Annotated in this window: 23 protein-coding genes and 2 pseudogenes; 12 read left to right on the top strand and 13 right to left on the bottom strand. The window is 60.0% G+C overall.

Translation table 11 applies throughout. The annotated features are described in order from the left end of the window. The first annotated feature begins 58 nt into the window (after positions 1-58). The 4 genes from AC244Q_RS31175 to AC244Q_RS31160 all read left to right on the top strand — a co-directional run bounded on the left by AC244Q_RS31175 (position 59) and on the right by AC244Q_RS31160 (position 3,155). On the top strand, positions 59-727 hold the full coding sequence (locus AC244Q_RS31175) for a hypothetical protein (protein WP_128405899.1): 669 nt from the start codon (positions 59-61) through the stop codon (positions 725-727). Between the two features lie 811 nt (positions 728-1,538). Continuing rightward, complete coding sequence (locus AC244Q_RS31170) at positions 1,539-2,327, top strand: DNA polymerase III subunit epsilon (RefSeq protein WP_012763190.1); 789 nt, start codon at positions 1,539-1,541, stop codon at positions 2,325-2,327. Between the two features lie 48 nt (positions 2,328-2,375). Further along, entirely contained in the window at positions 2,376-2,636 is a 261-nt protein-coding gene (locus tag AC244Q_RS31165) for a hypothetical protein (RefSeq protein WP_012763191.1), read from the top strand. A 222-nt stretch (positions 2,637-2,858) separates the two neighbouring features. Further along, positions 2,859-3,155 (top strand): PRC-barrel domain-containing protein, encoded by a 297-nt coding sequence (locus AC244Q_RS31160; RefSeq protein WP_113547764.1) that lies wholly within the window; start codon positions 2,859-2,861, stop codon positions 3,153-3,155. A 105-nt stretch (positions 3,156-3,260) separates the two neighbouring features. On the opposite strand, the gene AC244Q_RS31155 is transcribed toward AC244Q_RS31160, so the two are convergent. Beyond that, on the bottom strand, positions 3,261-4,802 hold the full coding sequence (locus AC244Q_RS31155) for a DHA2 family efflux MFS transporter permease subunit (protein ID WP_128405897.1): 1,542 nt from the start codon (positions 4,800-4,802) through the stop codon (positions 3,261-3,263). A 237-nt stretch (positions 4,803-5,039) separates the two neighbouring features. After that, positions 5,040-5,156 (bottom strand): annotated as a pseudogene (locus AC244Q_RS31150) (flagellin); the annotation flags it as partial. Between the two features lie 503 nt (positions 5,157-5,659). Between AC244Q_RS31150 and AC244Q_RS31145 the strand changes: the two are divergent. Further along, a pseudogene (locus AC244Q_RS31145) lies at positions 5,660-7,681 on the top strand (beta-N-acetylhexosaminidase). A gap of 85 nt (positions 7,682-7,766) precedes the next feature. Here AC244Q_RS31145 and AC244Q_RS31140 read toward each other — a convergent pair. Further along, on the bottom strand, positions 7,767-8,243 hold the full coding sequence (locus tag AC244Q_RS31140) for a winged helix-turn-helix transcriptional regulator (protein WP_128405896.1): 477 nt from the start codon (positions 8,241-8,243) through the stop codon (positions 7,767-7,769). Between the two features lie 89 nt (positions 8,244-8,332). Between AC244Q_RS31140 and AC244Q_RS31135 the strand changes: the two genes are divergently transcribed. Both AC244Q_RS31135 and AC244Q_RS31130 read left to right on the top strand, forming a co-directional pair. Then, positions 8,333-9,148: an oxidoreductase gene (locus AC244Q_RS31135; protein ID WP_128405895.1), complete on the top strand. Its 816-nt coding sequence runs from the start codon at positions 8,333-8,335 to the stop codon at positions 9,146-9,148. 50 nt (positions 9,149-9,198) lie between these two features. Next, positions 9,199-10,200: an NADP-dependent oxidoreductase gene (locus tag AC244Q_RS31130; protein WP_128405894.1), complete on the top strand. Its 1,002-nt coding sequence runs from the start codon at positions 9,199-9,201 to the stop codon at positions 10,198-10,200. Between the two features lie 105 nt (positions 10,201-10,305). Here the strand turns inward: AC244Q_RS31130 and AC244Q_RS31125 are convergent, their stop codons facing one another. Then, the gene (locus AC244Q_RS31125) at positions 10,306-11,169 is read right to left on the bottom strand and encodes a helix-turn-helix domain-containing protein (RefSeq protein WP_012763199.1); all 864 of its coding nucleotides are present in this window, start codon (positions 11,167-11,169) and stop codon (positions 10,306-10,308) included. 154 nt (positions 11,170-11,323) lie between these two features. On the opposite strand from AC244Q_RS31125, the gene AC244Q_RS31120 reads away from it, so the two are divergent. Then, positions 11,324-12,235: a DMT family transporter gene (locus AC244Q_RS31120; protein ID WP_017996929.1), complete on the top strand. Its 912-nt coding sequence runs from the start codon at positions 11,324-11,326 to the stop codon at positions 12,233-12,235. 35 nt (positions 12,236-12,270) lie between these two features. Here the strand turns inward: AC244Q_RS31120 and AC244Q_RS31115 are convergent, their stop codons facing one another. The 5 genes from AC244Q_RS31115 to AC244Q_RS31095 form a co-directional block, all read right to left on the bottom strand. Next, on the bottom strand, positions 12,271-13,473 hold the full coding sequence (locus tag AC244Q_RS31115; RefSeq protein ID WP_017996930.1) for an ROK family transcriptional regulator: 1,203 nt from the start codon (positions 13,471-13,473) through the stop codon (positions 12,271-12,273). Between the two features lie 96 nt (positions 13,474-13,569). Beyond that, on the bottom strand, positions 13,570-14,769 hold the full coding sequence (locus AC244Q_RS31110; protein ID WP_017996931.1) for an MFS transporter: 1,200 nt from the start codon (positions 14,767-14,769) through the stop codon (positions 13,570-13,572). A gap of 61 nt (positions 14,770-14,830) precedes the next feature. Next, the gene (locus tag AC244Q_RS31105) at positions 14,831-15,607 is read right to left on the bottom strand and encodes an SDR family oxidoreductase (protein WP_012763203.1); all 777 of its coding nucleotides are present in this window, start codon (positions 15,605-15,607) and stop codon (positions 14,831-14,833) included. A 25-nt stretch (positions 15,608-15,632) separates the two neighbouring features. After that, positions 15,633-16,496 carry a MurR/RpiR family transcriptional regulator gene (locus AC244Q_RS31100; RefSeq protein ID WP_012763204.1) on the bottom strand — a complete coding sequence of 288 codons (864 nt, stop codon included), beginning with the start codon at positions 16,494-16,496 and terminating at the stop codon, positions 15,633-15,635. A gap of 21 nt (positions 16,497-16,517) precedes the next feature. Beyond that, the gene (locus AC244Q_RS31095; protein WP_012763205.1) at positions 16,518-16,907 is read right to left on the bottom strand and encodes a RidA family protein; all 390 of its coding nucleotides are present in this window, start codon (positions 16,905-16,907) and stop codon (positions 16,518-16,520) included. Between the two features lie 111 nt (positions 16,908-17,018). On the opposite strand from AC244Q_RS31095, the gene AC244Q_RS31090 reads away from it, so the two are divergent. The 4 genes from AC244Q_RS31090 (at position 17,019) to AC244Q_RS31075 (ending at position 22,312) form a co-directional block, all read left to right on the top strand. Beyond that, entirely contained in the window at positions 17,019-17,501 is a 483-nt protein-coding gene (locus tag AC244Q_RS31090) for a hypothetical protein (RefSeq protein WP_128405893.1), read from the top strand. 30 nt (positions 17,502-17,531) lie between these two features. Then, on the top strand, positions 17,532-19,007 hold the full coding sequence (locus AC244Q_RS31085; RefSeq protein WP_128405892.1) for a M81 family metallopeptidase: 1,476 nt from the start codon (positions 17,532-17,534) through the stop codon (positions 19,005-19,007). Beyond that, the gene (locus tag AC244Q_RS31080) at positions 19,008-20,108 is read left to right on the top strand and encodes a D-TA family PLP-dependent enzyme (protein WP_128405891.1); all 1,101 of its coding nucleotides are present in this window, start codon (positions 19,008-19,010) and stop codon (positions 20,106-20,108) included. Between the two features lie 497 nt (positions 20,109-20,605). After that, entirely contained in the window at positions 20,606-22,312 is a 1,707-nt protein-coding gene (locus AC244Q_RS31075; RefSeq protein WP_128405890.1) for an adenylate/guanylate cyclase domain-containing protein, read from the top strand. 305 nt (positions 22,313-22,617) lie between these two features. Here the strand turns inward: AC244Q_RS31075 and AC244Q_RS31070 are convergent, their stop codons facing one another. The 4 genes from AC244Q_RS31070 to AC244Q_RS31055 all read right to left on the bottom strand — a co-directional run bounded on the left by AC244Q_RS31070 (position 22,618) and on the right by AC244Q_RS31055 (position 26,859). Further along, positions 22,618-23,751, bottom strand: coding sequence for an ABC transporter ATP-binding protein (locus AC244Q_RS31070; protein ID WP_012763210.1), 1,134 nt, complete (start codon positions 23,749-23,751; stop codon positions 22,618-22,620). A gap of 90 nt (positions 23,752-23,841) precedes the next feature. After that, positions 23,842-25,047, bottom strand: a complete 1,206-nt coding sequence (locus AC244Q_RS31065) for an ABC transporter substrate-binding protein (protein ID WP_017996939.1) — start codon at positions 25,045-25,047, stop codon at positions 23,842-23,844. Between the two features lie 73 nt (positions 25,048-25,120). After that, positions 25,121-25,978, bottom strand: a complete 858-nt coding sequence (locus AC244Q_RS31060) for a carbohydrate ABC transporter permease (protein WP_003553169.1) — start codon at positions 25,976-25,978, stop codon at positions 25,121-25,123. Continuing rightward, complete coding sequence (locus tag AC244Q_RS31055) at positions 25,975-26,859, bottom strand: carbohydrate ABC transporter permease (protein ID WP_003553168.1); 885 nt, start codon at positions 26,857-26,859, stop codon at positions 25,975-25,977. The genes AC244Q_RS31060 and AC244Q_RS31055 overlap by 4 nt, the downstream gene beginning before the upstream one ends. Between the last annotated feature and the right edge of the window lies 1 nt (position 26,860).

The raw sequence follows: 26,860 nt of genomic DNA, 5'->3' as shown, positions 1-26,860 counted from the left end.
ATTCCGTCTGTGCGTGCTTCTTGATGCAACTCGCAGCTCCTATTCAACGAGGTGACTATTGACGCAGTTCTTCGAAACCACTCAAGGGATCATGGCAATGGGAGCGTTGATCGGCGCTGGCGGTTTAGCCGCTGGCTCCTTGCTTCCCATCGTCATTCGACTTGCGAAGTCTGGGATCAACCGGCGCCCGAAAGCCGAGGTTAGAAATCTGGCGATGCTGACGGTGCTGGCCCTAGACGATTTTGTCGGAGCCAGCTATGCGGCCGTTCACGACATGCCAGAATTCAATCCTATGGATGAAGGCCAATTCGCGTTTCACGTTCCCGATCCAACCCTTGCTCTTCCGCGTGAGGCAAACTGGGGGCTTTTTAATACCGAGCTTTCAGAAGAAATTTTGTGGTTGTCGAACCGAGTGAAGACGCTTTCTTATGCGTTGGATAGCCTCGACCTTTCCAGGCCCGGATACGATGGCTTCTTTGAACGACGCCAAGAAGGTTATGCTGGTCTGGCCGCTGAAGCGATGGACATTATTGAGCGCATGCTTGAAGAGTTTGACCTCACCCTGCCTCGCAAGCCAGATTATTATCGCCAGCGGGAAGGTCTCGTTTCAGCTGTCCAAAAGGCTGGGGAAAACAACTCGCAGCGCCCAAAGGCTCGCACTGTCGCGCACCCGAGCGGGTCAAATGTGCTCCAACTGTTCCCAAAGGCGAACGACGACGCCGAGTAAAATCAAGCGAAATCGTCGAACCCGATCAAAGGCATCGCATCCTCACGCATGGCCTCTTCTCCAGTGGATGGCTCGTTCCATTGCGGCGTAGTCCGGCGCCAGATCGACGCCTTCTAAAAAGTTCAAGATCCAGGCGCGGTAGCAGCCTTCAAACACGGACTACTTTCGGCTAGATGGTCCGCCATTGCATAGCTGCGTTGCACAAAAAATGTTTTCCAACTGGTCAAAAAAGGAGCATAACGATCATGACTGATGCAACACGACGGCTTTCCTCCCAGTTCCGTCGTTTCAGCTGTTCCCCTCTGGAGGTTTATATCTCCACAATTAATGGGCCACGGTTTACCGTCGGCCCTCTTTTTTTGTCTCCGAAAATCACGCGTTGCCGCCGGGTTTGATCGACCGGCCTCCCAATTCCCAGGCGCTGGCTTCGGTCCGCGATTGCAATGGAGAAAAACTTATAGGGCGCTCAACCCGTGTCCGGGGAGCGCCCTTTTTGTTGCTCAAAGCGCGAAAACCAACGAGTCGGCAGGCGATTTGAAGTGGCGCTGCAATACAGGCGTGACGCCGTCGCGTAAAGTCCCGATCTCTCAGGCCTGGTAAGTGGTCCCGGTTATTTTCCGGAACATTGGGCACAGTGACCTGCCGCTCGGAACATTCTCCAAATTGATCAGTGCTGGTGGCGGAGCAGGCCTCTTTTAGCCATGTCGCTCAGGTTAAGCACGTCGACCTTGTCGACAATCGTTAGCAAGCCCGTCGCATCGTGTCCGAGCGATATCTGGACTTTTACGGCATTCGGCCGAAATAGATAATTATGTTGATCGAGAGCAGTGGGATCCTATCAAAACCGGTAGATCATAAGTCTCGCATCCGGGTCGTTGACCTCGAAACAGCCGGGAATGGCCTGAATGATGTTTGCGAGGTCGGATGGCAGGACGTCGTGCTTGGCCATGACGGGGGATGGCAGGTTGACGAAGAGCGCGGATCATTGCTTATAAATCCAGGGCGACCGATCTCTCCTGAGACGATGGCAATACATCACATCGTGGACGCGGAGGTCGCGACGGCACCTTTTTGGAAAGAAATCGCCTCCAGCGTCTTACGGCCGGAAGGTGGAGTGATCGCGCTGGCTGCACATCGGGCAAGTTTCGAGCAGCGCTACTGCACCCCCAGATTTACCGGCGGAGCGGCCTGGATATGTACGTGGAAATGCGCACTTCGGCTGTGGCCTGAACTGCCGAGGTTCTCCAACCAGATGCTCCGGTATCTGCGTATGCCCGAGGGACTGGTGCACGCGATTGGCCTTCCCGCCCATCGCGCAATGCCCGATGCATACGTAACCGCACACCATTTGCGGGACATGTTGAATGAATCCACCTTCGAGCAACTGGTGAAATGGAGCAGCGAGCCCGGTCTTTTGCCACGAGTGCCTTCTGGCCCAGAGCGTGGCAAAAGCTGGGATCGGCTGGATATTGCGGCATTGCAGGCGTTTGCTCGCGATCGGGATGCCGACCTCCGCTTCAGCGCGGAGACGGAACTTCGCCGGCGAGGCGACGCGGACATGAAAGTAGCTGACGAAGCCGAGCAGGGAACACTGTTTTAGGAGTTCTTCGGCTCCTGCAGGGAAAAGGGACACAGCGGTGAGGGTTTGATGGCAGAACGAATGTCTGAACGCGCCAAGGGTGACATCGACGCCATTTTGGAACGGCTCTATCGGGTTTCCCCGGAGCTGGATAGAATTGCCGCCGATTGCGAGAGAGCTTTGCGGCTCAATGCTGAAGCAAGAGGCGATTACATTTCGCCACGAACCATGCAGGCATTTGCCGAAATGCGCGATGCCGTAAGCGCGCTGTATGGCTCGGCGCAGAACGCGATGAAGGAAGCCGACAGGTTCTTTAAGCCGAAATCGTAGGTCAGTTTTCGCTCCAAATGCGCGATCGGGCCATGGGGCTCGGCACGGCTGATGATTTCAACCCATTCGCCAAGTTAACCGTTCATCTACAGGAGCTTAGACAACCAAGAGCGACAACGGTTCCCAAAGGCCGATAGCTCTTGAGCGTCAGCTTTTAGCCTCACGCAGGAACAAACAGCACCCCGGCGGCTTTCACATGGGCTCGAACGGAGGAGTTTGAAAATGGACCACAGCAAGCACGTGAGACTTGGCACCGACGAACTAACGCCCGCAGTCCTTGAAGGCGCTACTGTCTACGGCGCAGATGACGACAAGGTTGGAAGCGTGGACCACGTGCACGGTTCAGGCAGCAGCGCAAATGTCGTCATCGACGTCGGTGGGTTTCTCGGCATTGGCGCGAAACCTGTTTCCGTGCCGATCAGCGATCTGGACTTCATGCGCGATGAAGATGGTGACGTTCACGCAGTTACGTCCTGGACAAAAGATCAGCTGAAAGACATGCCTGAGCATCGAGACTAACTCGCGGCGAGGAAGTTGAAAGCCCGATCTCAGCATCAGTCTCGGCTCCAGGTTTTTCAACAACTTGGTTGATTCTGTTCAGAGCGGCCTCGTCAACCCCAGTTTTCACGTTGGCGTTGGCCGCCTGGCAAAGGGCACTGAGAGCAGGGCGCAGCCGGTCAGGACGGCAATCACCATCCAGGCTTCGTTGATGGCCTGGACGCTTGCCGCGGTCTGGACCAGCGGATCGAGCAGTGCCGTGGTATCCGCGTCGAAGCTGCCATTATGCCCCGCTATCGTCTGAAGAGGCGCGCCGACGAATGACGCAGCCTCGACGTCGCCGGCTTGAAGGCGGGTCCACAGGCCTTGTCCCAGCGGCTCCGAGCGCGTGTAGATGATCGTATCGATCAGAGCGATGCCGATGGCCCCGCCGAGATTGCGCATCAGGTTGAAAAGTCCGCTGGCATCGGGGATGCGCTCTGGCGGCAGTGTACCGAGCGCCAGCCGCGTCGGCGGCAGCAGGCAGAACATGATAGCGACGCCGCGCACCACCTGCGGCCAGAACATCGCGTCATAGTCCGAACGAGGATCCTGAAAAGCGCTCATCCCGACACCGATCGCAAAGAGAGCGAAACCGGCCGCCGACAGCAATCGCGCGTCCATCCGCTTCTCCAGCGCCACCGCGATCGGCGCCGTGATCAATTGCGCGATGCCGGTGACCAGCATCGTCATGCCAATTTCGAGGGCGTCGTGTCCCCTGATGAAAGCGAGATAAACCGGCATGAGATAGACCGAGCCGAACAGGCCGATGCCGAGCATAAAGCTCAAAACCGAGCCGACCAGAAAGTTCCGGTCGCCGAAATTGCCGAGATCGACGATCGGACGGCGTCGGCGCAGCGTTCGCCATATGAACGCGCCTCCCGATGTGAGGCAGATCGTCAGCAGACTGAGCACATAGGCCGAGGTCCAGCCGCTCGTCGGCGCCTCTTTCAGGCTGAGTTCCAGGGTCGTCAATGCGGTTGCCATCAGCAGAAGCGAGAGCGTGTCGAGATGCCCGAGTTCAGACGGATCGGGCGCCTGCCGCGGCAGGAACCACGCAGCGACGATTGCCGAAACGATGCCCGGAATAACGTTGATCAGGAACAGCCAGTGCCAGGAGTAGGTCTCAGTCAGCCATCCGCCGACGATCGGTCCGACGGTCGGGGCCAACACCGCGAGAACGCCGGCGATCGTCGTCGCAAGCGCCTGGCGCTCGTTCGGGAAGAGAATGAACACGGCTGAAAACACCGAGGGGATCAGGGTTCCGCCGGAAAAGCCCTGCAGCACCCGCCAGGCTACCAGCTCGCCGAAGCTGCCGCTCGCCGCACAGCCGGCCGAGGCGGCGACGAACAGGCTGATGGCGGTAACGAACAGCCATCGCATCGTCAGCAGTCGGGTCAAGAGGCCGGTGAGCGGAATCGCCACCACTTCGGCGATGAGATAAGCGGTCTGTATCCAGCTCATCTGATCGGGATCGATACCCAGCGCCGACTGAATGGTCGGCAGCGATGTCGCCACCACCTGAACGTCGAGGATCGCCATGAACATGCCGACGCACATCGCCATGAAGCCGAGCCAGACGATGGCGGGGGTTTCATCAGGGCGGGCAGATTCAAGTCGTTCCGACATGCGATGATCCGGCGCGCTGCATTCTCAGCCGAGGGTGCGAAGACTACTGCATAATTTCTTAAATCGGAATCAATCGAGAGTAAAATATGCGGCAATTCAAAGTGCTACAGCGCCGCGTTTGCAAGACCGCGGCGCTGTTGGCATTTCCATCCCCAATTGCGATCGAGCCTGACCAGGTGGGTCAGGCTCGATCGTCTTTTCAACGGATTTGGTTCAGGCGTAATATATGTCAGGCGCTTAACTGCGGAAGAGCGACAGAATATTCTGCGACGACGAATTCGCGATCGATAGCGATTGGATCGCAAGCTGCTGTTGCGTTTGCAAGGCAGACAGCCTGCTCGACTCCTTATCGACCCGTGTTCGGAAAGGTCAATTCGCCATCGTTGAGTTAATTATGGTACTTAAAAGTACCTTAATAGTTAACGCGAAGGACGAGTCGACACTTTTTGCATGAATACGCCGCGAAGGCTCGGCTGCTTGATTTGACGGTCGTTTTTCGGTGAGGGTCATGCCCAGACAATGTCTGCCGGGAGCCGGTCCGAAAGGCGCTTCAGAAATTTCCAACCGGCAATTGACGTCTCGGCGGGAAACTGACTATCAATCTTAAATCAATTTGATTGACTTCAAAACACCGGGCTCGCGGGGCATGAGGTTGAGCAAGGCTGCACCGCGCCACTTCCATCGGAGCCAGCTTCGCGGCAGCAACCGCCTCCGACCGGCTGGGCCTACGCGATCGTCGGCAACGTCACACCCTCGGCCTTCCACGAAAAGGCCGCTTGCCCCATGCCGATCACCAATTCCGCTCCGGTAGTGTGCCGGAATACTCATGATCCGATCTCCAAGAAGAAAGAGCGACCATGTCCACATCTCGACCGAAAGCCCTGCGGCTTGAAACCCTTTGGAACCCGCCTGCTGACGGTAAGGAATTCTCCTACGTCCTGCGTCTCAAGAACCTCGGCACCGAGCCGCTTTCGAATTTCTCCCTCTGCGTGAGCGGCCCAGGCCGTGTCGATCCGGCCGGTCGTGTCGAAGGCGCCACGGTTTCGCAGCGGCTCTCGAATTTCACCGAATTCCAGCCACCGGCCAATTTCGTTCTCGGCGCCGGCGAGACGTGGACGATATCGGTCTATGCACTGAGCTGGCAGTTCCGTCACTGGACGGACGGCGCGACAAGCGGTTATCTCGCGCTTTCCGATGGAAGCACGATCGTGCTCAGCATAGAGCCGACGCGATCTTCGGTCAGCAATGCGCCGCTGAAGCGTGGCGCCGAGATCTATCCGGTTCCCATCAATGCGCCCGTTCAGGTGTCGATCATCCCCTGGCCGAACCATGTGGCGGTCACTTCCCGCCGGCCGCTGCCGGCCGGTTTTGCGCCGCAGTCGCAGAGCGCTGCAGGGGAGGCGGCATCAAGAAGTTTCGCAGCGCTGGTCGAGCATCTCTTTGCCGTCGAAGGCATTATGCGGAGCGAGGCGGAAGGCGCGGTTCCGGTTGCCCTGAAGGATGCCGCCGGGCTCGGGCCGGAGGCCTATCGGCTGAGCTTCGAGGGTGAGGCGATCACGATCGAGGCAAGCAGCCAGACCGGCTTTCTCTACGGCCTCGTCACGCTCGGCCAGATCTGGCGCGGTGCAAGGCTGCATCCCGAGGTCTTCCAGTTTCCGGCTTCCGGCGAGATCGTCGATGAGCCGTCAATGGGCTGGCGCGGCCTGCATCTCGACGTCGCCCGCCAGTTCTACGGCGCGGCTGAGGTCAAGAAACTGCTGGCGGTGCTTGCCTGGAACAAGCTCAACCGTTTCCACTGGCACCTTTCCGACGACGAAGCATGGCGCGTCGAGATCGACGCCTATCCTGATTTGACCGCGGTCGGTGCCTGGCGCGGCCACGGTCTTGCCGTTCCGCCGCTGCTCGGTTCGAGCCCGGCCCGCACCGGCGGTTATTACACCAAGGCTTCGATCCGCGAGATCGTCGCCCATGCCAAGAGCTTCGGCGTGGAGATCGTGCCGGAGATCGATGTCCCCGGCCATTGCTACGCCATGCTGCAGGCGATACCGGAGCTGCGCGATCCGGCCGAGGCCGGCAGCTAAAATTCGGTTCAGGGCTTTCCCGACAATTGCATCAATCCGGCCCGCGAGAAGACCTATGAGATCGTCGAGACGATCCTCTTAGAACTCATCGAGCTCTTTCCGTTCAAGACCATCCATCTCGGCGCCGACGAAGTTCCGCTTGGCGCGTGGTCCGGCTCGCCGGAAGCGCTCGAGCGCCTGCGCACGGTGGCGGGCGACGAGGTTGCCGATGCGCATGCCAAGCGGCTGAACGTCGTGACCAATACCCACGGTGCCGACGACATCCACGGCTCGGGCGCCGCCATCCTGCAGGCGGAGTTCCTGAACCGCGTCCAGCGCTTCCTTGCGAGCAAGGGCTGCATCACCGGCGGCTGGGAAGAGGCGGCCCACGGCGATGTCATCGACAAATCGAAGAGTTATCTCTGCAGCTGGCGCAATGTCGAGGTCTCTGCCGAACTTGCCGAGCGCGGCTACGAAATGGTCGTCTGCCCCGGACAGGTCTACTACCTCGACATGGCGCTCAGGCCCGACTGGGATGAGCCCGGCGCCAGTTGGGCGGGGACTTCGGACGCCGAGAAGCTCTACAATTTTGATCCCATCGGCGGCTGGACGGCGAGCCAGAAACAGAAACTCCTCGGCATCCAGGCCTGCATCTGGTCCGAGCCGATGACGGATCGCGCCGTTTTCGACCGCCTCGTCTTCCCCCGCCTTTCCGCACTTGCCGAAACGGGCTGGACGAAGCCGTCATCCAAGTCGTGGGAGCGCTTCAGGGCGCTCGCAGGACTGATGCCGCTGCTCTACGGGCTGCAACAGTCGTAGCGCTCCGTTTGGGCCGCCGGTTTTGATTTAAGGATCACCCTTGCCATTGCCGGAGGCGGTGATGGCAAGGATACTGACATCGCTTTCAAAGGGCGTTGTCAGGTGCCGCTCCATCTGCCGCGGGCAGCTCGCATTCGGGTGCGGCGATACGAATAGGACGGGTTCCAATCTCCGCGCCGGTCGCGCGGTCGATTGTGAGGGGATCGATCTCCGTTCCGGTTGCAGCGTCAAAGAAACGGGTGACTGCACCGCCGCTGCGATGCTTGCGGCCCCAGGCGCCGATCGCAAACAGCACCGGCAGAAAGTCGCGGCCGGCTTCGGTCAGCACATATTCATCGCGCGGCGGACGCTCGGAATAGCGACGCTTTTCCAGCAATCCTTCCTCGGTCAGCGATGACAGCCGCCCCGTCAGCATTGTCGGGACGATGCCGAGGCTTTTGCGAAATTCATCGAAGCGGGTCAGTCCCGCATGGGCGTCGCGCATGATCAGCATGCTCCACGCATCGCCGACGAGCGCCAGGCTGCGGGCGATCAGGCAGGGCTGTTCGGAAAGATTCTTCATGTCGATATCTTTTTAGTAGTGACTTGCTATCTTTTTGATAGTAACAGAATGCGCATGGATGTTCCACGACAAAACGAAGGCAGACGTCAATGAGCAAGAGAGAACGCGGCATTGCCCTGGTCACCGGGGCTTCCTCCGGCATCGGGCTGGTGACGGCGAAGGCGCTGAAGCGCGACGGTTACCGTGTGTTCGGCACCAGCCGAAAGCCGATGGCCGACATCGCCGACGGCATCACCATGCTGGTCTGCGACGTCATCGACGATCAATCCGTGCAGAACGTCGTCGACGAGGTTCTGAAATGCACGGGACGGATCGATCTTCTCGTCAATAATGCCGGGATCGGCCTGCTCGGCGGCGCCGAGGAATCGACGACGGCGCAGGCCAAAGCCGTGTTCGACGTCAACGTCTTCGGCACGATGCGCATGACCAATGCAGTGCTGCCGGTGATGCGGCGGCAGCGCAGCGGCCGGATCGTCAACCTGAGCTCGATCCTCGGGCTGATCCCGGCGCCCTTCAACGCGCTTTACGCAGCGACCAAACACGCGATCGAAGGTTATTCGGAATCCCTCGACCATGAAGTGCGCACACAGGGCATCCGCGTCGTGCTCGTCGAACCAGGCGTCACCCGCACCTCCTTCGAGGAGAACATCACGCGCCCCGACCGGCCGCTTGCGGTCTATGATGCAGTGCGCACCGATGCGGAGAAGCTGATGCGCGAAATTGTTTCGAAAGGCGATGCGCCCGAGGTGGTCGCCGCAACCGTCGTCAAGGCCGCCAATACGCCATCGCCCAAGAGACGCTACACAGCCGGGAAGGCCGCAGGACAGGTGCGTTTCATCCGCCGCTTCTTGCCCGAGTCCTTCGTCGACAAGAACCTCCGGAAATTCAACAAACTTCCCGATTGATCCTGGCTTGCCGCATTGTCGGCTCATCACAAAAACGAAAGTTCGCCACCATGAAAGCATTCCTGATCGATCGCTACAAGAAAGGCGGCGCCCTCAGGCTCGGCCAGAGCCCTGAACCGCAGCTGCGCGAGAACGACGTCATGGTCGAGATCCATGCCGCAAGCGTGAACCCGCTGGATGCCAAGATCCGGGACGGAGAGTTCAAGCTGATCCTGCCTTACCGGCTTCCCTTGGTGCTCGGCAACGATGTCGCTGGTGTCGTGGTCCGGGTGGGCGCCAATGTCCGGCAATTCAAACCCGGCGACGCGGTCTATGCGCGCCCCGGCAAGGATCGCATCGGCACCTTCGCCGAGTATATCGCCATCGACGCTGCCGATGTTGCGCTGAAACCCGCCAATCTCAGCATGGAAGAAGCCGCATCCATTCCGCTTGTGGCACTGACCGCATGGCAGGCGCTGGTCGAGCGCGCCAAGCTGCAGAAGGGCCAAAGGGTGCTGATCCATGCGGGCTCCGGCGGCGTCGGCACCATCGCCATCCAGCTTGCCAAACATCTCGGCGCCCATGTGGCGACGACCGTGAGCACGGCAAATATCGATCTGGTGAAAAGCCTCGGCGCCGATGTGGTGGTCGATTACAGGAAGGACGACTTCGAAAAGGTGCTGAAGGGCTATGACGTGGTGCTGAACAGCCTCGGCAAGGAGACGCTGGAGAAATCGCTCGCCGTCCTGAAGCCCGGCGGCAAGCTGATCTCGATATCAGGTCCGCCCGATCCCGATTTCGCCCGGCAAAACGGTTTCGGCTTTCCGCTGCAGCAGGTCATGCGCTTCTTGAGCTTCGGCATCCGGCGGAAATCGAAAAGCCGGGGGATCGGCTATTCCTTCCTCTTCATGACGGCAAACGGCGCGCAACTCGGCAAGATCACCGCGCTCATCGAGGCGGGCGCCATCCGCCCCGTCATCGACCGGGCCTTCCCGTTCGAGAAGACCAACGAGGCGCTGGATTATGTGGAAACCGGACGCGTCAAGGGAAAGGTCGTCATCGCGGTGAAGTGAGGTTTGGGAAGGCCGAAGAGCGCTCGGTTTAGCCGAGCGGCTTTTGCAGGACGTCGAAGCGCGGATTGATTTCGGAAAAGAAAAGTGCGCTCGAGCGAAGCGGCTTCACGGTCGTTGCCGGTAGGCTGAGGGTGTAACACCTGTGCCCGACTTGAATGCCCGCGTCATGTGGCTCTGGCTGCTGAAGCCGCAGGCCGAAGCGATCTGCGCGATCGGGTCCATGCCTGATAACATCGATTTGGCGCGCTCGATACGCCGGTGAGCCACCCAGCCATGCGGGGACACACCATAGCTTGCCCGGAACATCCGCTGAAAATGAAAGGCGCTGAGCTGCCCGATCGTCGCCAGATCCTGCAAGCGGATCGTCTCACCGAGATGGGCCTCGATATACTCCAGACTCCGGCGCCGCACATGAGGAGCGAGCCCGCCGCTGATCGCGCAGGGACGCATCCCTCCATAACGCGGATCAACGAAGAAATCGTTGATCGCCTGCGTCATCGCTTCCTCAGCCAGCAGATGACCGCCCGTCACCATCGCTTTCGTCATCTGCCGAAGCGTGTGCGCCAAGACGGGCGCATCTGCGAAGGTTAATTCGGGAAGAGCCATGAGCCGAGCATCGCGGTCAAACGTCTCGGCAAACATCCGGCGCATCTGGTCGTCGGGAACATACAGATGGACGAATTGGGAGAAATCGGTGATTTCCCATTCGGAAGAGTGCTCCTGTGGCATGATGCACAGCACTCCCGGACGGCCGCGAGCGGCGGGGCTGCCATCCAGACGACGCGTTCCGGCGCCGCCTCTCAGATAAAGACTGAACGTATGATCGTTCGGCCGCTGATAGCTCATCCTGTCGTGTGCATTGCTCCAGATGGCAGCTGATCGCCCGAACCCCAGATCGATGGACTGTGACATCTGCGCAGTGGGAGATGCGGATAGAAACCTGAAAACCGAGGGGTGACTATATTTCACCAATTCTTCCCCACACCTGATCATGCCGCGCGAACAATACCGGCGGACGACCAGCATGGCGAGCCGGAAGTCCGGGCAAATCGATTTCGTAGCAAGAATCTGCAAGAGGCCTGCTCATGGTTCGCCTATTGGTCGGGAAAACGAGGATCACGCCATGGCAAATGCCGCTCTTTTCATCGCCACCGTCCTGATATGGGGCACGACCTGGATCGCCATTGCGATGCAGGTCGGTCCCGTGCCGGTCTTGGTCTCGGTCTTCTACAGATTTGCGGTTGCAGCAGCTATCCTCGTCGCCATCCTGGTTGTCATGCGGCGGCTCAAGCTGCCTGCCTTGCGCGATCAACCTTTCATCCTTGCGCAAGCGCTCTGCCTGTTCAGCCTCAATTTCATCTGTTTCTACAACGCCGCCGCCTCTATCCCGTCCGGGCTGATCTCGGTGATCTTCTCGCTCGCAACGATCTACAACGCCGTCAATGCGCGCCTCTTCTTCGGCGACCGCATTACCGGCCGCACGCTTCTCGCAGCCGCGCTCGGAGCAACCGGGCTTCTGCTTCTTTTCGGACAGGACGTTGTCGTCGATTTCGATATGGCCACGTTGAAAGGGATCGGACTCGCAGCGCTTGGCACGCTGTTCTTCTCGCTGGGCAATATGGCATCGCGTCGAAACAGCGCGGTCGGAATCTCACCGCTGACCGCCAACGCCTGGGGCATGACCTATGGCGCGATTATCCTGCTCTTCCTGATTGCCGTGACGCGAACGCCGATCGTGGCACCGCCTAACATCACCTATCTTGCCGCCATGCTCTATCTTGCGGCAATCGGATCGGTGATCGGCTTCACCACCTACCTCATGCTGGTGTCGCGCATCGGCTCCTCGCGCGCCGCCTATGCCACCGTCCTGTTCCCGATCGTCGCCCTGTCGTTGTCGACGGTTTTCGAGGGCTACCACTGGAGCGGTCTGGGCCTGTTCGGCCTGGCGCTGACGCTTCTCGGCAACGTGGTCATCTTTGCGCCACCTCTAGCCCGTCGCCCGCAGTCAGATGCGAGGCTGCCCGCTGGCGGATGAGGGGCCGGCCTCGGCAATCTCCGGGGCGGAGGTAGCTAACCGAGCGGCTTTTGCAGGACGTCGAAGCGCGGATTGGTTTCGGAAAAGATCGGCAGGGCGGCGGCGCCGAGGATTGCCGTATCCTTGCCGGTCATGCCGATCATCACCCGAGGTACCGCCCGCTTCTGGTTGGGATCGATGGGGGTGTGCAGCGGCTCCAGCCGCTCTGCAAGCCGAAGCATCAGCGAGGTCGATATGCTGCCGCCGAGCACGATGGTCTGCGGATCGAAGGCAAGCTCCAGAAAATCGACGGTCTGTCGCAGCGGCTGGACGGCTTGATCCAGCCAAACATCGAGGCCTTCGCCGCCCTTGGCGATCAGCGCATCGAGATCGTCGGACGACAGCTCCTCGGCATTGGCAATGCCCATGAATTCGTATGCAACGGCCGGCGAGACGTAGCGATCCAGACAGCCGCGCTTGCCACAGCTGCAGAGCTTGCCATGCGGTTCGACGATGATATGGCCGATCTCGCCGGCATTGTTGCGGCTGCCCTTGTAGAGGTGGCCGTCGAGGAACATTCCGGCGCCGATGCCACCGCCGCCCGCAAGAAACAGATAGACGAAGCTGCCCAAACCGCGGGCGACACCATGAAGACGCTCGCCGATCGCTGCTGCCGTCGCATCATTCTCGACCAGCACCGGCACTTTTATCCGCTGTTCCAGCTCATGCCGGACAGGAAAATCCTGCCAGCCGGGCAGGTTCAGCGGACTGAGCGACGTGGTGCCGCCATCGGCATAACGGCCGGGCAGGGCCATCCCGACGCCCAGCAGCCGGTTCCGGTCGAATGCGAAGGCCTCCTGAAGATCCTCGACTATTGCTTGGAGCGCCGGCATGGCCCTTTGCGGATCGGGATGTTCGACGTGGCGCTCGATGCGCGCGCAGACAGCGCCGGAGAGATCCGTCAGAACCCCGCTGGCGCGCTGGCGGCCAAGTTCGAGACCGATCGAATAAGCGCCGCGCGGATTGATGGAGTAGGGGATGATCGGCTGGCCGCGCGATAGCTTCTGTGCCTGGGATGGGACGAGAAGGTGCGACCTCTCCAGTTCCTCGACGATATTCGACACGGTCTGGGCAGTCAGCGCCGTCATCCGGGCGATCGCCGCGCGCGACAAGGGACCGTTCGTGCGGACAGCCTCGATCACCACACGCCGGTTGTGAGACTTGGCCTGCTCGAGATTCGTGCCGGAGATCGCCTTCATGTCGCCTTCAAAGGAAATGGTGCGTCACCCTTGTCACAAGACGAACACCGATGAAAGCCGCATTCTTCGTCTGGTCCCATTTGCCAATGGTGTCGACTAGCGGGCTTTGCCTCTATACAGGAGGCCGATGATCGCTATCCCCGCCAATCCGGTGACAGCGCTGAGGATTGCGGTTCCCGAATATCCGGTCACATAGGTGCCGGCGGCAAAGACCAGCGCGCCGATCCCGGCACTGGCAAAGATATTGACGGAGATCAGTGCGCTGCCGAGGCCCGGCCGGTCGGCGATCAGATCCTGCAGATAGGTGATCGGAATGGTGATGATCGCCGACGCTCCGATGCCGGCAAGCAAGGTGAGCGCATAGAGGTGCCACGGCTCGGAGGCAAAGCCGAGCAGACTGAGGAAGACGGCATAGATGATGGTACCGGCGGCAAGCGCCGTCATCTGTCCGGTCTTCCGCGCGATCCGCGACCAGACGATGATGAAGACGACTTCCAGCAATGCGACGATGCCGACGAGAATGCCGACGTCGCTCAGCTTGCCATGCGCAGCACCAGTGGCGATCAATGGCAGCAGGGCGTCATTCAGATGCAGCGTACTGGTGATCAGCGCGACCCCGCAAATATGCGCCGAAATCCGCGGAGAAACCACTTGGCCAAGCGCGCCGAGGTAAGTGAGATGATGAACTGCTGCCATTTCCGTTGCCGCTCGCTTCGGCAAGGCGAAGACGATGATCCCCTGGCACAACAGACATGAGATGCTGGCAAAGAGGTAGGCCGGCAGCATGCTCGATGCGCCAGACAGCAGCAGGCCAGTTATCCCTGGGATCAGTACCCACGACAGCGAGATCATGGCGCGCACGCCGGAGTTGGCCGTCACCATGTCGCTTCGGTTCATGCCGTGCATAGCCGCGCGCGCATTGGCAAACAGCAGCGAGTTCAGCGCCCCGTAGATCGGCAGGGGCAGCAACCCGCTGATGACGAAGACGGCGGCGCTGGGAAAGGCGTAGACCACGCCGTAGCCGACGATGCCGAACAGGCAGGCGCCGATCATCGTCGAACGGTATTCACCAAGCCGGTCGGCGAGATTGCCGAGCAGGATGCTGATGACGACATTCACCGCCGCCGAGACGAAACTCAGGAAGGAATAGAGGCCGTCGCTCAGCCCCAATTCGCGGATGCCGATGATCGAACGGTAGGGTGCGGTCATCGCTCCCGCCATGCCGAAGGTGAAAATGGCGATCATGCTGGCGCGGATCGCCGGATTGCGGAAGACGTCAGGGAAAAGTCGGCTCATGCGGTGATCGATCAGAAGTAAGCCGGCTTCACAACCTGCTCCTCTCGTCTTCCTCTAGGTTTCAGTAATGTTCCGATTGCGAGAAGGTCCGCGCGAGCTCGGCCTGGCCTGCCGTGAGGCCGCAATCGACAGGCAGGCAGACGCCGGTGATGGCTGCGGCCAGGGGACCGGCAAGGAAGGCCACCGCATTGGCAACATCTTTCGGATCGACGACGCGCTGCAGCGGATACCAGCGGCGTGCTTCCTCGAAAACATTCGGATTGGCCGCCGCGCGCGCTTCCCAGGCCTGCGTCTTTACCGTCCCGGGTGCGACGGCGTTGGACCGGATGCCGAACTTGCCGTATTCCACCGCAACCAGCCGGGTGAAATGCAAAAGGCCTGCCTTGGCGACGCTATAGGCAGGGTGCCCGAAGACATGCAAGCCATTGACCGAGGCAATATTGACGACGGAACCCTTCGAAATCGTCAGCATGGGCTCGAACGCGCGGAAACATAAGAATGCCGCTTCGAGATTGAGCGCATTGTCCGCCCGCCAGATCTCGGGCGTCGTGTCGTGCAGGCTGGTCGCGCGGGCAGCACCCGCATTGTTGACCAGGGTTCGACACACGCCGACGTCGGCGGCGCGTCTTGCCAATTCCGCAATGCTCGTCTCGCTGGTTACATCACATTGGACGGCGACGAAGCGATTGTCCGGCCCGAGCTTCAATGCCACGGCAGCAGCGGCCTCCGCATCGATATCGGCGAGCAACACGACGTCGTGGTCATCGGCGAGCCGTGCGGCGATCGCCGCGCCGATATCGCCTGCAGCGCCGGTAACGATGGCTATCGACTGCGTCATTTTCCGTCGCTCCCGTTCATGAACTTCAATCTCCAAGCAATTGCCGGTCGTCGCCGTCACGGTGAATGACAAGCTGCTGCTTGATACGCCGAAGCGTGGTCGTCGCCTTCGGCTGAACGGCATAAGCGACCAGGCTCGACAAGATATCGATCGTCGCGATGTAGGCGATGCGCGTCGAGGTCGGGCGATAGATATTGTGGCCCTCGGGAAGGTCGATCGGCACGACGATTTCGGCGGCCTTGGCAACCGGGCTGTCCGTCTGGGTGAGCGCGATCGTCTTCACCTTGGTCTGGCGGGCAAGCTCGAAGGCGCGCACCAGCTCCATATTGCGCCCTGAGAAGGACGAGCCGATCAACACGTCGCCGGGCCTTGCCGCGGCAGCCATCATCAGCTGCATGCTGTGGTCGGAACTTGCCGTGATGCGAAGCCCGAGACGAAAGAGCCGGTTCTGGAGCTCGTCGGCGATCATCGATGAATTGCCGCCCGACCCGAACGCATAGATCATATCGGCCTTGGCGATATGCGATACGGCGGCTTCGATCGCGGCAAGATCGAGCGACCGATGCAGGAGAAAGAGCGCGTTCTGGGCTTTGGTGATGATATCCTGGGCGACATCGGCCGGATCGGTGCTTTTCGATTCCGGTTTCAGGTAGCGAACGCCGATATGGGCGGTGCGGGCAAGCTGCACCTTGAAGTCGGAAAAGCTCTCGCAACCAAGCCGCCGGCAAAAGCGTGTGACGGTTGGCGGCGATACCTTCGCCCGTTCCGCCAGCTCGATGATCGAGGCATTCACGGCAAATTCGAAGTCGTTGACGATGATCTCCGCAATGCGGCTCTCGGAGGGAGAGAGCCGACCCTTGTCTTCCTGCAGCGTTGAAAAGATATCCAAGCCCGTCCCCCCGATGGTTCTCTATCCATCCCTCTTCTTATAAGCCACGCAGTCGATCTCAACCTTGCAATCAACCATCATCGACGATTGCACACAGGCGCGTGCCGGCGGGTGTTCGCCGAAATACTCCTGATAGATTTTATTGAAGGTCCAGAAATCGCGCGGATCATCGAGCCAGACGCCGACGCGCACGACGTCCTCGACGCCATATCCGGCCTCATCGAGGATCGAAAGGACATTGGCAATCGTCTTGTGGGTCTGAGCAATGATGTTGCCGTCGATGATTTCGCCATCTTCCATCGCAACCTGGCCGGAAACATATAGCCATCCGTCGGCTTCGACCGCACGTGCGAAAGGCAGCGCCTTGCCGCCGGCGCCCGTTTGAACAGTGCCATAGCGCTTGATCGGCATGCTGAAGTCCTTGCAAATTATTTTCTTGATAAGTTGACAAGTGACCATAGAAAGCAGAATTTGACCAGTGAAAAACACTATTTATGAAAAGAATTTCAATCCGGGGCTGATATGCGCGATCCTTTCCAGAATCCTTTCCCGTCAGACAGCGCCCGGCATGCCATCTGGGAAATGCTCGTTCCGCGCGATATCGATGCGTTTCTGGCCGCCGATTGGTCGATGGTGGAGCATGACTTCGTGGAGGAGGGCTTCATCGGTATCGATGCCCAGAAGCAGGTCAACCCCGACAGGTGGCGTCTCGCATTTCCGACGCTGTCGGCCTATCGCCAGGAATGGCTGAGGCAGGCAAAGGATTTCGCCGAGCAGAGTTTCGCAGAAGACGCGCGCACGGCGATCTTCACCACGACGACGCTTGAGGATATCGAAATCGAGGGCGACATGGCGCTTGTTCGCAAGAAATTCGATGGCGGCATTACCAAGAGCGACGATTCCCGGGACGTCCTGCAATGGCAGACGCTCTATTACTGCAGGCTTCACCAAGGACGCTGGAAGATCTCAGGTTTCACCGGCTACCTGCCGAACCCGATGGGTTGACGCGGGGCCGACAACACGAAGGCCACTTTCTTGCGCATTTTCACCGCAGCACTGGCGACCGAGACCAACACCTTTTCCCCGATCTGCGTCGATCGTCGCGCATTCGAAGCCTCTCTTTATGCTCCGCCCGGCCAGCATCCCGAAACACCGACGCTCTGCACCGCGCCGATCACCGTTGGCAGGCGCGTCACCCGAGAAAAGGGTTGGGAACTGATTGAGGGAACTGCCACCTGGGCCGACCCCGCAGGCCTCGTCAACCGGACAACCTACGAGGAATTGCGTGACGAAATCATAGACCAACTCCGCGCAGCAATGCCTGTCGACGCTGTCGTCATGGGCCTGCACGGCGCCATGGTGGCCGCCGGATACGAGGATACCGAAGGCGATCTTCTGTCGCGCATCCGCGAGATCGTCGGGCCTGATGTCCTCATCTGCGCCGAGCTCGATCCGCACAGCCATCTCACCGCAAAACGTGTCGCCGCTCTCGATTTCGCCGTCTATTTCAAAGAGTTTCCGCACACGGACTTCGTCGACCGCGCCGAGGACCTTTGGCGCATTGCGGTCGCGACGCTCGAGGGCCGGATCAAGCCTGATATGTCGGTGTTCGACTGCAAGATGATCGACGTCTTCCCGACATCGCGCGAGCCCATGCGTTCCTTCGTCGACAAGATCATGCAGATCGAGAAGGATGATCCGGACGTCCTGTCGATCTCGGTGATCCACGGCTTCATGGTCGGCGACGTTCCCGAAATGGGAACGAAGCTGCTTGTCGTGACTGATAATAAGCCGGAGAAGGGCGCGGCGTTGGCCCGCGAACTCGGCCTTGAGCTATTTTCGAAGCGCGGCACCTTCATGGTCCCGCAGATCGACGAGAAGGAAGCCGTCTCACGCGCGATGACTGCCACCGCATGGCCGGTTGTCATCGCCGATGTCTGGGATAATCCGGGTGGCGGCACGGCAGGGGACGCGACCGTCATCCTCGGGGAGCTGATCGCCCGCGGCGTCACCAGTGCTGCGATCGGCACCATCTGGGATCCGGTGGCCGTCCAGATTTGTTTTGCGGCGGGCGAGGGGGCGGAAATTCCACTGCGCTTCGGCGCCAAGTCGGCGCCCGGCACCGGCAATCCCGTCGATGGCACCGTCAAGATCGTCAAGCTGGTGAAGAATGCCGAGATGCAGTTCGGCGAGAGCCTCGCACCTTTCGGCGATGCCGTACATATCGTGCTTGACGGCCTCGACATCATCCTCAATTCGACGCGCGCCCAAAGCTTCGATCCGAGCCTCTTTTCGGTGATGGGCATCGATCCCGCCCGGCAGAAGATCCTGGTGATCAAATCCACCAACCACTTCTTCGCGTCCTTCTCGAAGATCGCGGCGGAGATCTTTTACTGCTCCGCCGGAACGCCCTATCCCAATAATCCGGCAACGACGCCGTACAAGCGGGCACCGAAGACCATATGGCCGATCGTCGCCGATCCACACGGACCAGAACGCGGAGCCGCCTAGATGCATGACAACAGGTTTGCCGTCGTCGCCAAGGCAGGCGACAGGATCGCCGATCTCTCGACGCCGCGTCCTGTGATCGACGAAGACAGGCTGGCTGCAAACATAGGCCGCGTTCAATCCTATATGGATCAGCACGGGCTGAACTTCCGCCCGCATATCAAGACGCACAAGATCCCGGCTCTCGCTGTCGCGCAGGTTGCCGCCGGCGCCAAGGGCATCAATTGCCAGAAGGTGACGGAAGCCGAAGTCTTTGCCGAAGCCGGCTTCGAGGACATCCTCATCACCTTCAATATCCTCGGACCGCAGAAACTCGAGCGCCTGGCCAAGTTGAACGAGAAGATTTCGGCCCTCAAGGTCGTCGCCGACAGCGAAGTGACGGTCGACGGGCTCGCGGCACATTTCTCCGGCCACAAGCCGCTGAACGTGCTGGTCGAATGCGATACCGGCGGCGGCCGCTGCGGCGTGCAGACGCCGGGGGAGGCGGCCTCGCTCGCCAAGCGCATCGCCGCTGCCGACGGCCTCATCTTCGGCGGCATCGTAACCTACCCGAAGCCGCAATCGGCCCCCGCCGTCGAAGCCTTCATCACAGAGGCGCTCGAACAGCTGACATCGGAAGGCATAACCTGCCCGATCATCAGCAATGGAGGAACGCCAAGCCTCTTCGAGGCGCATCTCGTCAAATCGGCCACGGAACACCGCGCCGGCACCTATATTTACAATGATCGCCAGATGGTGCGCATGGGCCATTGCACCGAGGACGATTGCGCCATGCATGTGCTGGCAACCGTCGTGTCGCGGCCAAACGCCGACCGCGCCGTCATCGATGCCGGGTCGAAGGCTCTGACATCGGATCTTCAGGGTTTTAGCGATTACGGCCTGGTGGTCGGCTATCCCGAGGCGCGGATCAGCAGCCTCTCGGAAGAACACGGCGTGATCGACCTGTCGAATTGTACCGGCCCCCGGCCGCAGATCGGCCAGAAGCTGTTCATCATCCCGAACCACACCTGCGTCGTGTCGAACCTGTTCGACACCATGGTCTTCCATCGGGGCGGCGTCGTCACCCGCGTCGAGCAGGTCGCCGCCCGCGGTCTCGTCTGGTAGGGGGCGGTTCCGGTTGGAGCGAAATGATACCGATTGCCGAAGGTTGCGGTTATCGGTGGATCGCTCGCGATCTCGGTATCAGCAAAATACAGTAGCCGATGTTGCGAGACGTGCGCGCAAGGGATGACCTGGTTGCGCCAAGAGCTGACATTTGGCGAGATTGAGTGAGTGACCGATTTGGGGCCGGAAGGAGACTGGCCGCATCTGGAGAGTTAGCCAGAAATGCAGACTTAGCGCAGTTGCAGTTCGGGCTCCCCGGGACAGAACTGGGCACTTCCGCCGAGGCCCCCGCTCGCCGCCCATAACCAGACGTTCAAGAACCGTCCGCTTTCCGTGGATACTCATTTCCGTGTCGTCCACCTCGACGCCGTCGGTCACAAAGAAGGATGACGGCTCGATGGAGGTGGAGATCGCCTGGGCATTACCTCTTTACCACTTGTTGACTCACCCGCGGTTGAACAATAACTTGCTAATTCGGTCGTTAGGCTTGTCCTCACATGACGGATCAATCTATTCAGCGTCGCCTTGCCGCCATCGTCGTTGCCGATGTGGTGGGATACTCACGCCTGATGGAGGCTGATGAGGTCGCAACGCTGGCGACCCTCAGGGAACTCCGTTCCGGCGTTATCGAGCCGGCTGTGATGCGCAACCACGGTCGCATCTTCAAGGTCATGGGCGACGGGTTCCTAATCGAATTCGGTAGCGCAGTGGACGCGGTCGCAGCAGCGTTGGAAATGCAACGGGCCACCACTGCTGTTGAAGCTTCCGGAGACCGGCGCCTGCTTTTGCGTGTAGGCGTCAATCTGGGAGATGTCATTGACGACGGTTCAGACGTCCTCGGCGACGACGTCAATGTCGCGGCGCGCCTCCAGACGCAGGCCGCACCGGGAGGTATCTGCATTTCAGCCAATGTTCACGGCGAGATCGTCGGCAAGATTAGCGACCGGTTCTTTGATGCAGGCGAACGCTACCTGAAGAACCTGACTCGCCCGGTCCACGTGTGGCATTGGCCGGATGCGCTGCAGAGCATATTGCCGCTGCCCGAATGTCCCTCGATTGCTGTATTGCCGTTCACGAATATGAGTGGGGATGATGCGGACGCGCCTTTCGTCGACGGCTTGACTGAAGACCTGATCACCGACCTTTCCCGTACGGCTGGTCTGTTCGTCATCGCGCGCAATTCCGTGTACGTCTACAAGGGCAAACCGGTCGACGTACGGCTGGTCGCCCAGGAACTCGGCGTCCGCTATGTCCTCGAGGGGAGCGCCAGACGCGCAATGGGCCGTGTCCGCATCAATGCCCAATTGGTCGACACGCTTGCCGGCCAGCACTTGTGGGCCGACCGGTTTGACAGGACGGTGGAAGATGTTTTCGAACTACAGGATGAAGTTAACGCCAAGATTGTTGAAGCCCTCGTCGGCCGGCTGACCATCCCGACGCCGCGTAATCGGCCGAAGAACTTTGAGGCGTACGATCTGTGTGTGCGCGCCCGCCTCCTGACGGAAGAGTCGCCGCAAACTGAGCGTGAGGCCTATATGCTGCTCCAACGCGCGGTTGAGCTCGAGCCATCATATGCCGAGGCGCTCGGTCTGCTCGCCTATAACCGTTGGCTTGCCTGGACTCATTTCGGCGAGCCCGAAGATCCTAATCGTCGGATGGCGGCGACGTTCGCGCAGAAGGCGGTCGACCTGGATCCCAACGATGCAGGCTGCCGTTACGTTCTGGGGACCATTTTGGCTTATGAGCGGCGATGGGAGGAATCGGAGGCCGCCTTCGCCAAGGCCCTGGAGCTGGACCCCAACCACGCCGACACCTGGGCCGCCATGTCGGACATGTCCGTGCTGGACGGCAGGGTTGCCGACGGACTGGCGCAGATTGAAAAAGCTCTGCGGCTCAATCCCTACCCAGCCTGCTGGTATCTTTGTCATCTTGGGCAGGCGCAATACGCCGCGCATGACTATGAGGCGGCAGCCGCTACGCTCCGCAGGAAAGACACGTATCGTACCAACTCACGCAAATTCCTGGCTGCTACGCTTGTGCAGTTGGGCCACCGCGAGGAGGCGCGGCGAGAAGCAGAATTGTTCCTGATCGCCCACCCTCATTTCACGATCGGCCACTGGCTCAGCTCCCAGCCGCTGCGCGATGCATCTGTACGAGACCACTTTGTTGACGGCTTCCGAAAGGCCGGCCTGCCGGAGATGTGACAGCGGGTGGGCACAATCCCGACGCGTTCGAGGACTTGATCAACGGATATGCGCTGTGCGAGAACGGCGGTCTGGATCGCAGTGCCCGGCTTCTTCAGACGCTCCACAAAACGCGTCAATCAGCCCGAGTCTTGCATGACTTCAAATAGGCCGGCCTCTGCCATCTGCAGGAGATTGTCCAACGACGTTCGTGGGGTGAAAATCACCCCGAACCCTACCGGCGAGCAGCCAAAATTGCTTAGGGCGTCGTTTAGCCCCTATCCGGTGCCGCCCCCGGTAGGAAAAACGCCGACCTGGCCGCCGGTTCACGCCGCCGTCGGGTTGATCACGTTCATATCGATTTCGGTCAGTTCAACCCGCCGCTCAAAGGCTATGCCCGCCTCGTCGAAGAGATGGCAATCTGCGGCATTGATGCCGGTTGCAACCGGCGCGTCCGCACGGATGCCGACGCTTCCTGGCAGCATGGCACAGAAATTCTCGGACTCTCCATTGAGCGAAGCGTAAGCGACCGTATTTGCTCCAAGGCGCTCGATGACCGTCGGCGTCACGGTAAAGACGATATCGCCGCCGCCAAGCTGGATATGTTCCGGCCGGATGCCGAGCGTCAAAGCCTTGCCGACCATACCGTCACGCGGCGTCACGGGCAGAACGGCTGTCTGACCCTGATAATCAACTTCGACACCATTGGCGCTGACGCCCTTGCAGATTACGGGCAGAAAATTCATTTTCGGATTGCCGATGAAGCCGGCGACAAACTGATTTGCGGGCTTGTGATAGAGCTCCAGCGGCGCCCCCGTCTGGGAGATATCGCCGGAATCCAGCACGACGATACGATCGGCCATCGTCATGGCCTCGACCTGGTCGTGCGTCACATAGATCATCGTCGCCTTCAACTGCCTATGCAGCTTGGCAAGCTCGATGCGCATGTCGGCGCGAAGTGCTGCGTCGAGGTTGGACAGCGGCTCGTCGAACAGGAATATCTTCGGTTCGCGCACGATCGCGCGGCCGATCGCGACGCGTTGGCGCTGGCCGCCGGATAACATGCCGGGTTTCTGCTGCAGCCGCTGTTCGAGGTGAAGGATGCGCGCCGCGTTTTCCACCTTGGCCTTGAGCTTTTCCTCCTCCATCCTTTCGACGCGAAGCGGGAAAGCGATGTTCTCGAAAACAGTCATGTGCGGATAAAGCGCGTAGGACTGGAACACCATGGCAATGCCGCGCTTGACCGGCGGCAGATCATTGACCCTGATACCATCGATGACGATGTCGCCCGCGCTCGTCGCGTCGAGACCGGCGATCATGCGCAGCAAGGTGGATTTGCCGCAGCCGGACGGACCGACGAAGACGACGAACTCGCCGTTCTTCACATCGAGCTGCACGCCCTTCAGAACTTCGTAGTCGCCATAGAACTTCTGAACTTTGTTGAGAAGGAGCTGTCCCAAAAATCTGTCTCCGCTGGCGGCCGTCGCACATTCGATCATCAGAGAAGGGATCGCGGATGGTCTCCCGCGATCCCGAAGAGCCCAATGGGCTTACTTGAACGCCTCGACTTCGCCGGCAGCCTTCTTGAGAGCAGCCTCCGGCTCGGCCTTGCCCGTCACCACGGACTGTACCATCTCGATCATCGAGTTCTGGAAGCCCTTGTAGTCGGTGAAGAGCGGCTCGGGACCACCGTAGCTGATGCCGTCGATGAGCGGCTTCCAATGGGGATCCTTGGCGACGAATTCATCGACCTTTGCAGACGGCCGCAGCGGGGTGAGGCCGGCGCCGCCCTGCAATTCGTATTCGGACTGCACATCGGGCGAGGTGATGAACTTGGCGAATTCCGTCGCCTTGTCCTCGACCCCCGAACCCTTGAAGATCGCCAGGCTGTCGGTGATCAGCAGCGTGCCGGGGCCCTTGGCGTCGGGACCGAGCGGCAGCGTCGTGATGCCCCAGCTGATCTTCGTCGCCTTCAGGCGGTCGGCTGCACCCGATCCTGCCTGGATCATCGCCACCTTGCCGTCGAGGAAGATGGCGCGGACTTCGTTCTGCTCGTAGGCCGTCGGGCCTTCTTCGGAGTAGGGGACGATATCCTTGTAGGCCTTTAGCGCGGCGAGTATCTGCGGGCTGTCGAGCGTAACTTTGCCGTCGGCATCGATCACCGTGCCGTTGTTGGTGTAAACCCAATGCATGAACTGGTGCATCGTGTTGTCGAAGGTCTTGGCGGAGAGACCGAAGCCCGGAATGCCGGTCTTTTCCTTGATGGTCTTTGCCATCTCGATTTCTTCAGCCCAGGTCTTCGGCGGCGTCTCGGGATCGAGGCCGGCCTGCTTGAAGAGATCCTTGTTCCAATAGAGCGCCTTGGTAGAGAAGGCGATCGGAACGCCCCACTGTGAGCCCTCGAAGGTCACGGTGTTGACGATGTTCGGATAGTAGGTCTTCTTCTCGTCGTCCGTCATCGGCACAGGAACGATAAGGTCGTTCTGCGCGAATTCCTTCAGCGTGCGCGAGCCGACATAGGCCATCGCCACCGGCGTGCCGGCGGCAGCGAGCGTCGTTGCCTTGTCCTGGCACTGTGCCCATCCGACGACCTCAGGGGCAATCTTCCAGCCCGTGTTCTTTTCTTCCCACTGCTTGATGTATTTGGTGTGGACCGGGTCGATCGTGTCGCCGCAATAGATCCAGCTGATTTCCTTGTCGGCGGCCTGGGCAGTGACGGCCGTCAGTGCCGTCGAACCGAGCAGGGCGAGCGCCATAAGGCCTGTCTTGATTGATATGCTCACGTCGTGACTCCCATTCTTGTGTTAGCTGTTCACTCGTTTTTTGGTCTTATTGTTTCACCGCACCGGCGGTCAGCCCGCCGACAAGGTAGCGCTGAAGGAAGAAGATGACGACCATCGCCGGCGCAATACCGACGAAGGAAGCCGCCATCAGTTCGTTCCAGATGACCTCCTGCTTGCCGAAGTAAGCAAAGAGCCCCACCGGCAAGGGCATGTATTCGGTCTTCGAGTTGAACGTCAGCGCGAAGATGAATTGCTGGGCGTAGGCGCCGATGAAGGTGGTGATGGCGACGACGATGATCCCCGGCATCGCAATGGGCAGGATGACCCGGCGCAGCGTGTAGAAGTGGCTGGCGCCATCCATGTAGGCCGCTTCGTTGAGTTCCTGCGGAATACGGATCATGTAGGTTCGCAGCAGCCAGATCGCCGAGGGGATCAGGAAGGCGACGCCCGGCACGATCATGGCGAGATAGGTGTTGAGCACGCCGATGCTGCGCATCAGCCGGAAGAGCGGGATCAACAGCACGGCGCCGGAGAACATGTTTACCGTCAGGAAGGCGCCGAGCAGAATGCCCATGCCCCTGAATTCGAACTTCGCAAAGGCATAAGCCGCCGGAATGACGAGGCAGAGCACGATCAGCGTGACGATGATCGAGATGAAGAACGAGTTGAAGATATAACGTCCGAAGCCCGGCACGCTGATCCACATCGTCCGATAGGCTTCAAACGAGCCGTTCTCCGGCCAGAAACGGTAGGGCGAAGAGAAAAGCTGGCTGAGCGGCTTCAGCGAAACCAGGAAACCTTCGACGAAGGGCGACAGCACGAAGAAAAGAAACAGCGCGATGCCGCAATAGATCAGGATGATTTCCCACCAACGGTAACGGTCGATCATGGCTGCATTGCTCATGCGCGCTTCTCCGGGTTGAGGCGGCGGGTGACGCGGAAATAGGCGAAGCAGAACAGCGACAGGAAGATGCAGATCAAAACGGCGCGCGCTGCACCTTCACCGTATTTCTTCGAGCCGATCGCGGTCTGATAGGTATCGATGATCATCGTCGTCGTCTCGCCGCTCGGTCCGCCCTGCGTCAGGATCCAGATGATGTCGAACGAGTTGAAGGTGGCGATCAGCGACAGCATCGACATGGTGATGATCGCCGGCACCATCAGCGGCAGCGTGATGCGGCGGAAGCGGTACCAGCGGCCGGCGCCGTCGGTCCAGGCGGCCTCGTAGAGATCCTTCGGAATGGATTGGATCGCCGCCAGGAAGTAGATCGTCACCAGCGGCACGCCGATCCATACGTCGGTGATGATCGTTGCCCAGAAGGCGGTGTTTCCATAGGCGAGGAAGGCGACGGGGCCGTCGACGAGACCGAAGCGCTGCAGCATGCCCGATATCATCCCGAACTGGCCATTATACATCCAGCCCCACATAAAGATGCCGATGGCCATCGGCACGATCCATGGCGGCATGGTCAAAAGCCGGAACAATGAGCGGCCGGGGACCGCGGCATTCAGCATGGTCGCACCGAAGGTGCCGATCACCATTTTCAGGGCGACCGAGAAGAAGGTCCAGATGAAGGTGCGGATGATGACTTCGGCAAACCGCTCGTTGAAGATCTTCTCGTAATTGGCCCAGCCGACCCAATTGGTGGTCTTCCTGAGGGACGCGTCGGTGAAGGAGAGAATGAAGGTATCGACCAGCGGATAGGCGACGATCGCCAGAACATAGAGCACAGCCGGAAGAAGAAGGACGCAAGCGAAGATGAAGGTGCTTCTTTGAACACTCATC

This window comes from Rhizobium sp. CB2179 (genome assembly GCF_057653455.1).
The sequence above is the reverse complement of the archived record's forward strand: the minus strand, read 5'-3'. Positions and strand labels throughout refer to the sequence as shown.

What these genes read in the sequence shown, in the direction of transcription:
- AC244Q_RS31090 (WP_128405893.1), top strand. Translation starts at nt 17,019, where the DNA reads ATGCGCGATCCTTTCCAGAATCCTTTCCCGTCAGACAGCGCCCGGCAT.
- AC244Q_RS31055 (WP_003553168.1), bottom strand. Translation starts at nt 26,859, where the DNA reads ATGAGTGTTCAAAGAAGCACCTTCATCTTCGCTTGCGTCCTTCTTCTT.
- AC244Q_RS31105 (WP_012763203.1), bottom strand. Translation starts at nt 15,607, where the DNA reads ATGACGCAGTCGATAGCCATCGTTACCGGCGCTGCAGGCGATATCGGC.
- AC244Q_RS31075 (WP_128405890.1), top strand. Translation starts at nt 20,606, where the DNA reads ATGACGGATCAATCTATTCAGCGTCGCCTTGCCGCCATCGTCGTTGCC.
- AC244Q_RS31135 (WP_128405895.1), top strand. Translation starts at nt 8,333, where the DNA reads ATGAGCAAGAGAGAACGCGGCATTGCCCTGGTCACCGGGGCTTCCTCC.
- AC244Q_RS31060 (WP_003553169.1), bottom strand. Translation starts at nt 25,978, where the DNA reads ATGAGCAATGCAGCCATGATCGACCGTTACCGTTGGTGGGAAATCATC.
- AC244Q_RS31160 (WP_113547764.1), top strand. Translation starts at nt 2,859, where the DNA reads ATGGACCACAGCAAGCACGTGAGACTTGGCACCGACGAACTAACGCCC.
- AC244Q_RS31130 (WP_128405894.1), top strand. Translation starts at nt 9,199, where the DNA reads ATGAAAGCATTCCTGATCGATCGCTACAAGAAAGGCGGCGCCCTCAGG.
- AC244Q_RS31140 (WP_128405896.1), bottom strand. Translation starts at nt 8,243, where the DNA reads ATGAAGAATCTTTCCGAACAGCCCTGCCTGATCGCCCGCAGCCTGGCG.
- AC244Q_RS31155 (WP_128405897.1), bottom strand. Translation starts at nt 4,802, where the DNA reads ATGTCGGAACGACTTGAATCTGCCCGCCCTGATGAAACCCCCGCCATC.
- AC244Q_RS31110 (WP_017996931.1), bottom strand. Translation starts at nt 14,769, where the DNA reads ATGAGCCGACTTTTCCCTGACGTCTTCCGCAATCCGGCGATCCGCGCC.
- AC244Q_RS31115 (WP_017996930.1), bottom strand. Translation starts at nt 13,473, where the DNA reads ATGAAGGCGATCTCCGGCACGAATCTCGAGCAGGCCAAGTCTCACAAC.
- AC244Q_RS31095 (WP_012763205.1), bottom strand. Translation starts at nt 16,907, where the DNA reads ATGCCGATCAAGCGCTATGGCACTGTTCAAACGGGCGCCGGCGGCAAG.
- AC244Q_RS31080 (WP_128405891.1), top strand. Translation starts at nt 19,008, where the DNA reads ATGCATGACAACAGGTTTGCCGTCGTCGCCAAGGCAGGCGACAGGATC.
- AC244Q_RS31165 (WP_012763191.1), top strand. Translation starts at nt 2,376, where the DNA reads ATGGCAGAACGAATGTCTGAACGCGCCAAGGGTGACATCGACGCCATT.
- AC244Q_RS31170 (WP_012763190.1), top strand. Translation starts at nt 1,539, where the DNA reads ATGTTGATCGAGAGCAGTGGGATCCTATCAAAACCGGTAGATCATAAG.
- AC244Q_RS31065 (WP_017996939.1), bottom strand. Translation starts at nt 25,047, where the DNA reads ATGGCGCTCGCCCTGCTCGGTTCGACGGCACTGACGGCCGTCACTGCC.
- AC244Q_RS31120 (WP_017996929.1), top strand. Translation starts at nt 11,324, where the DNA reads ATGGCAAATGCCGCTCTTTTCATCGCCACCGTCCTGATATGGGGCACG.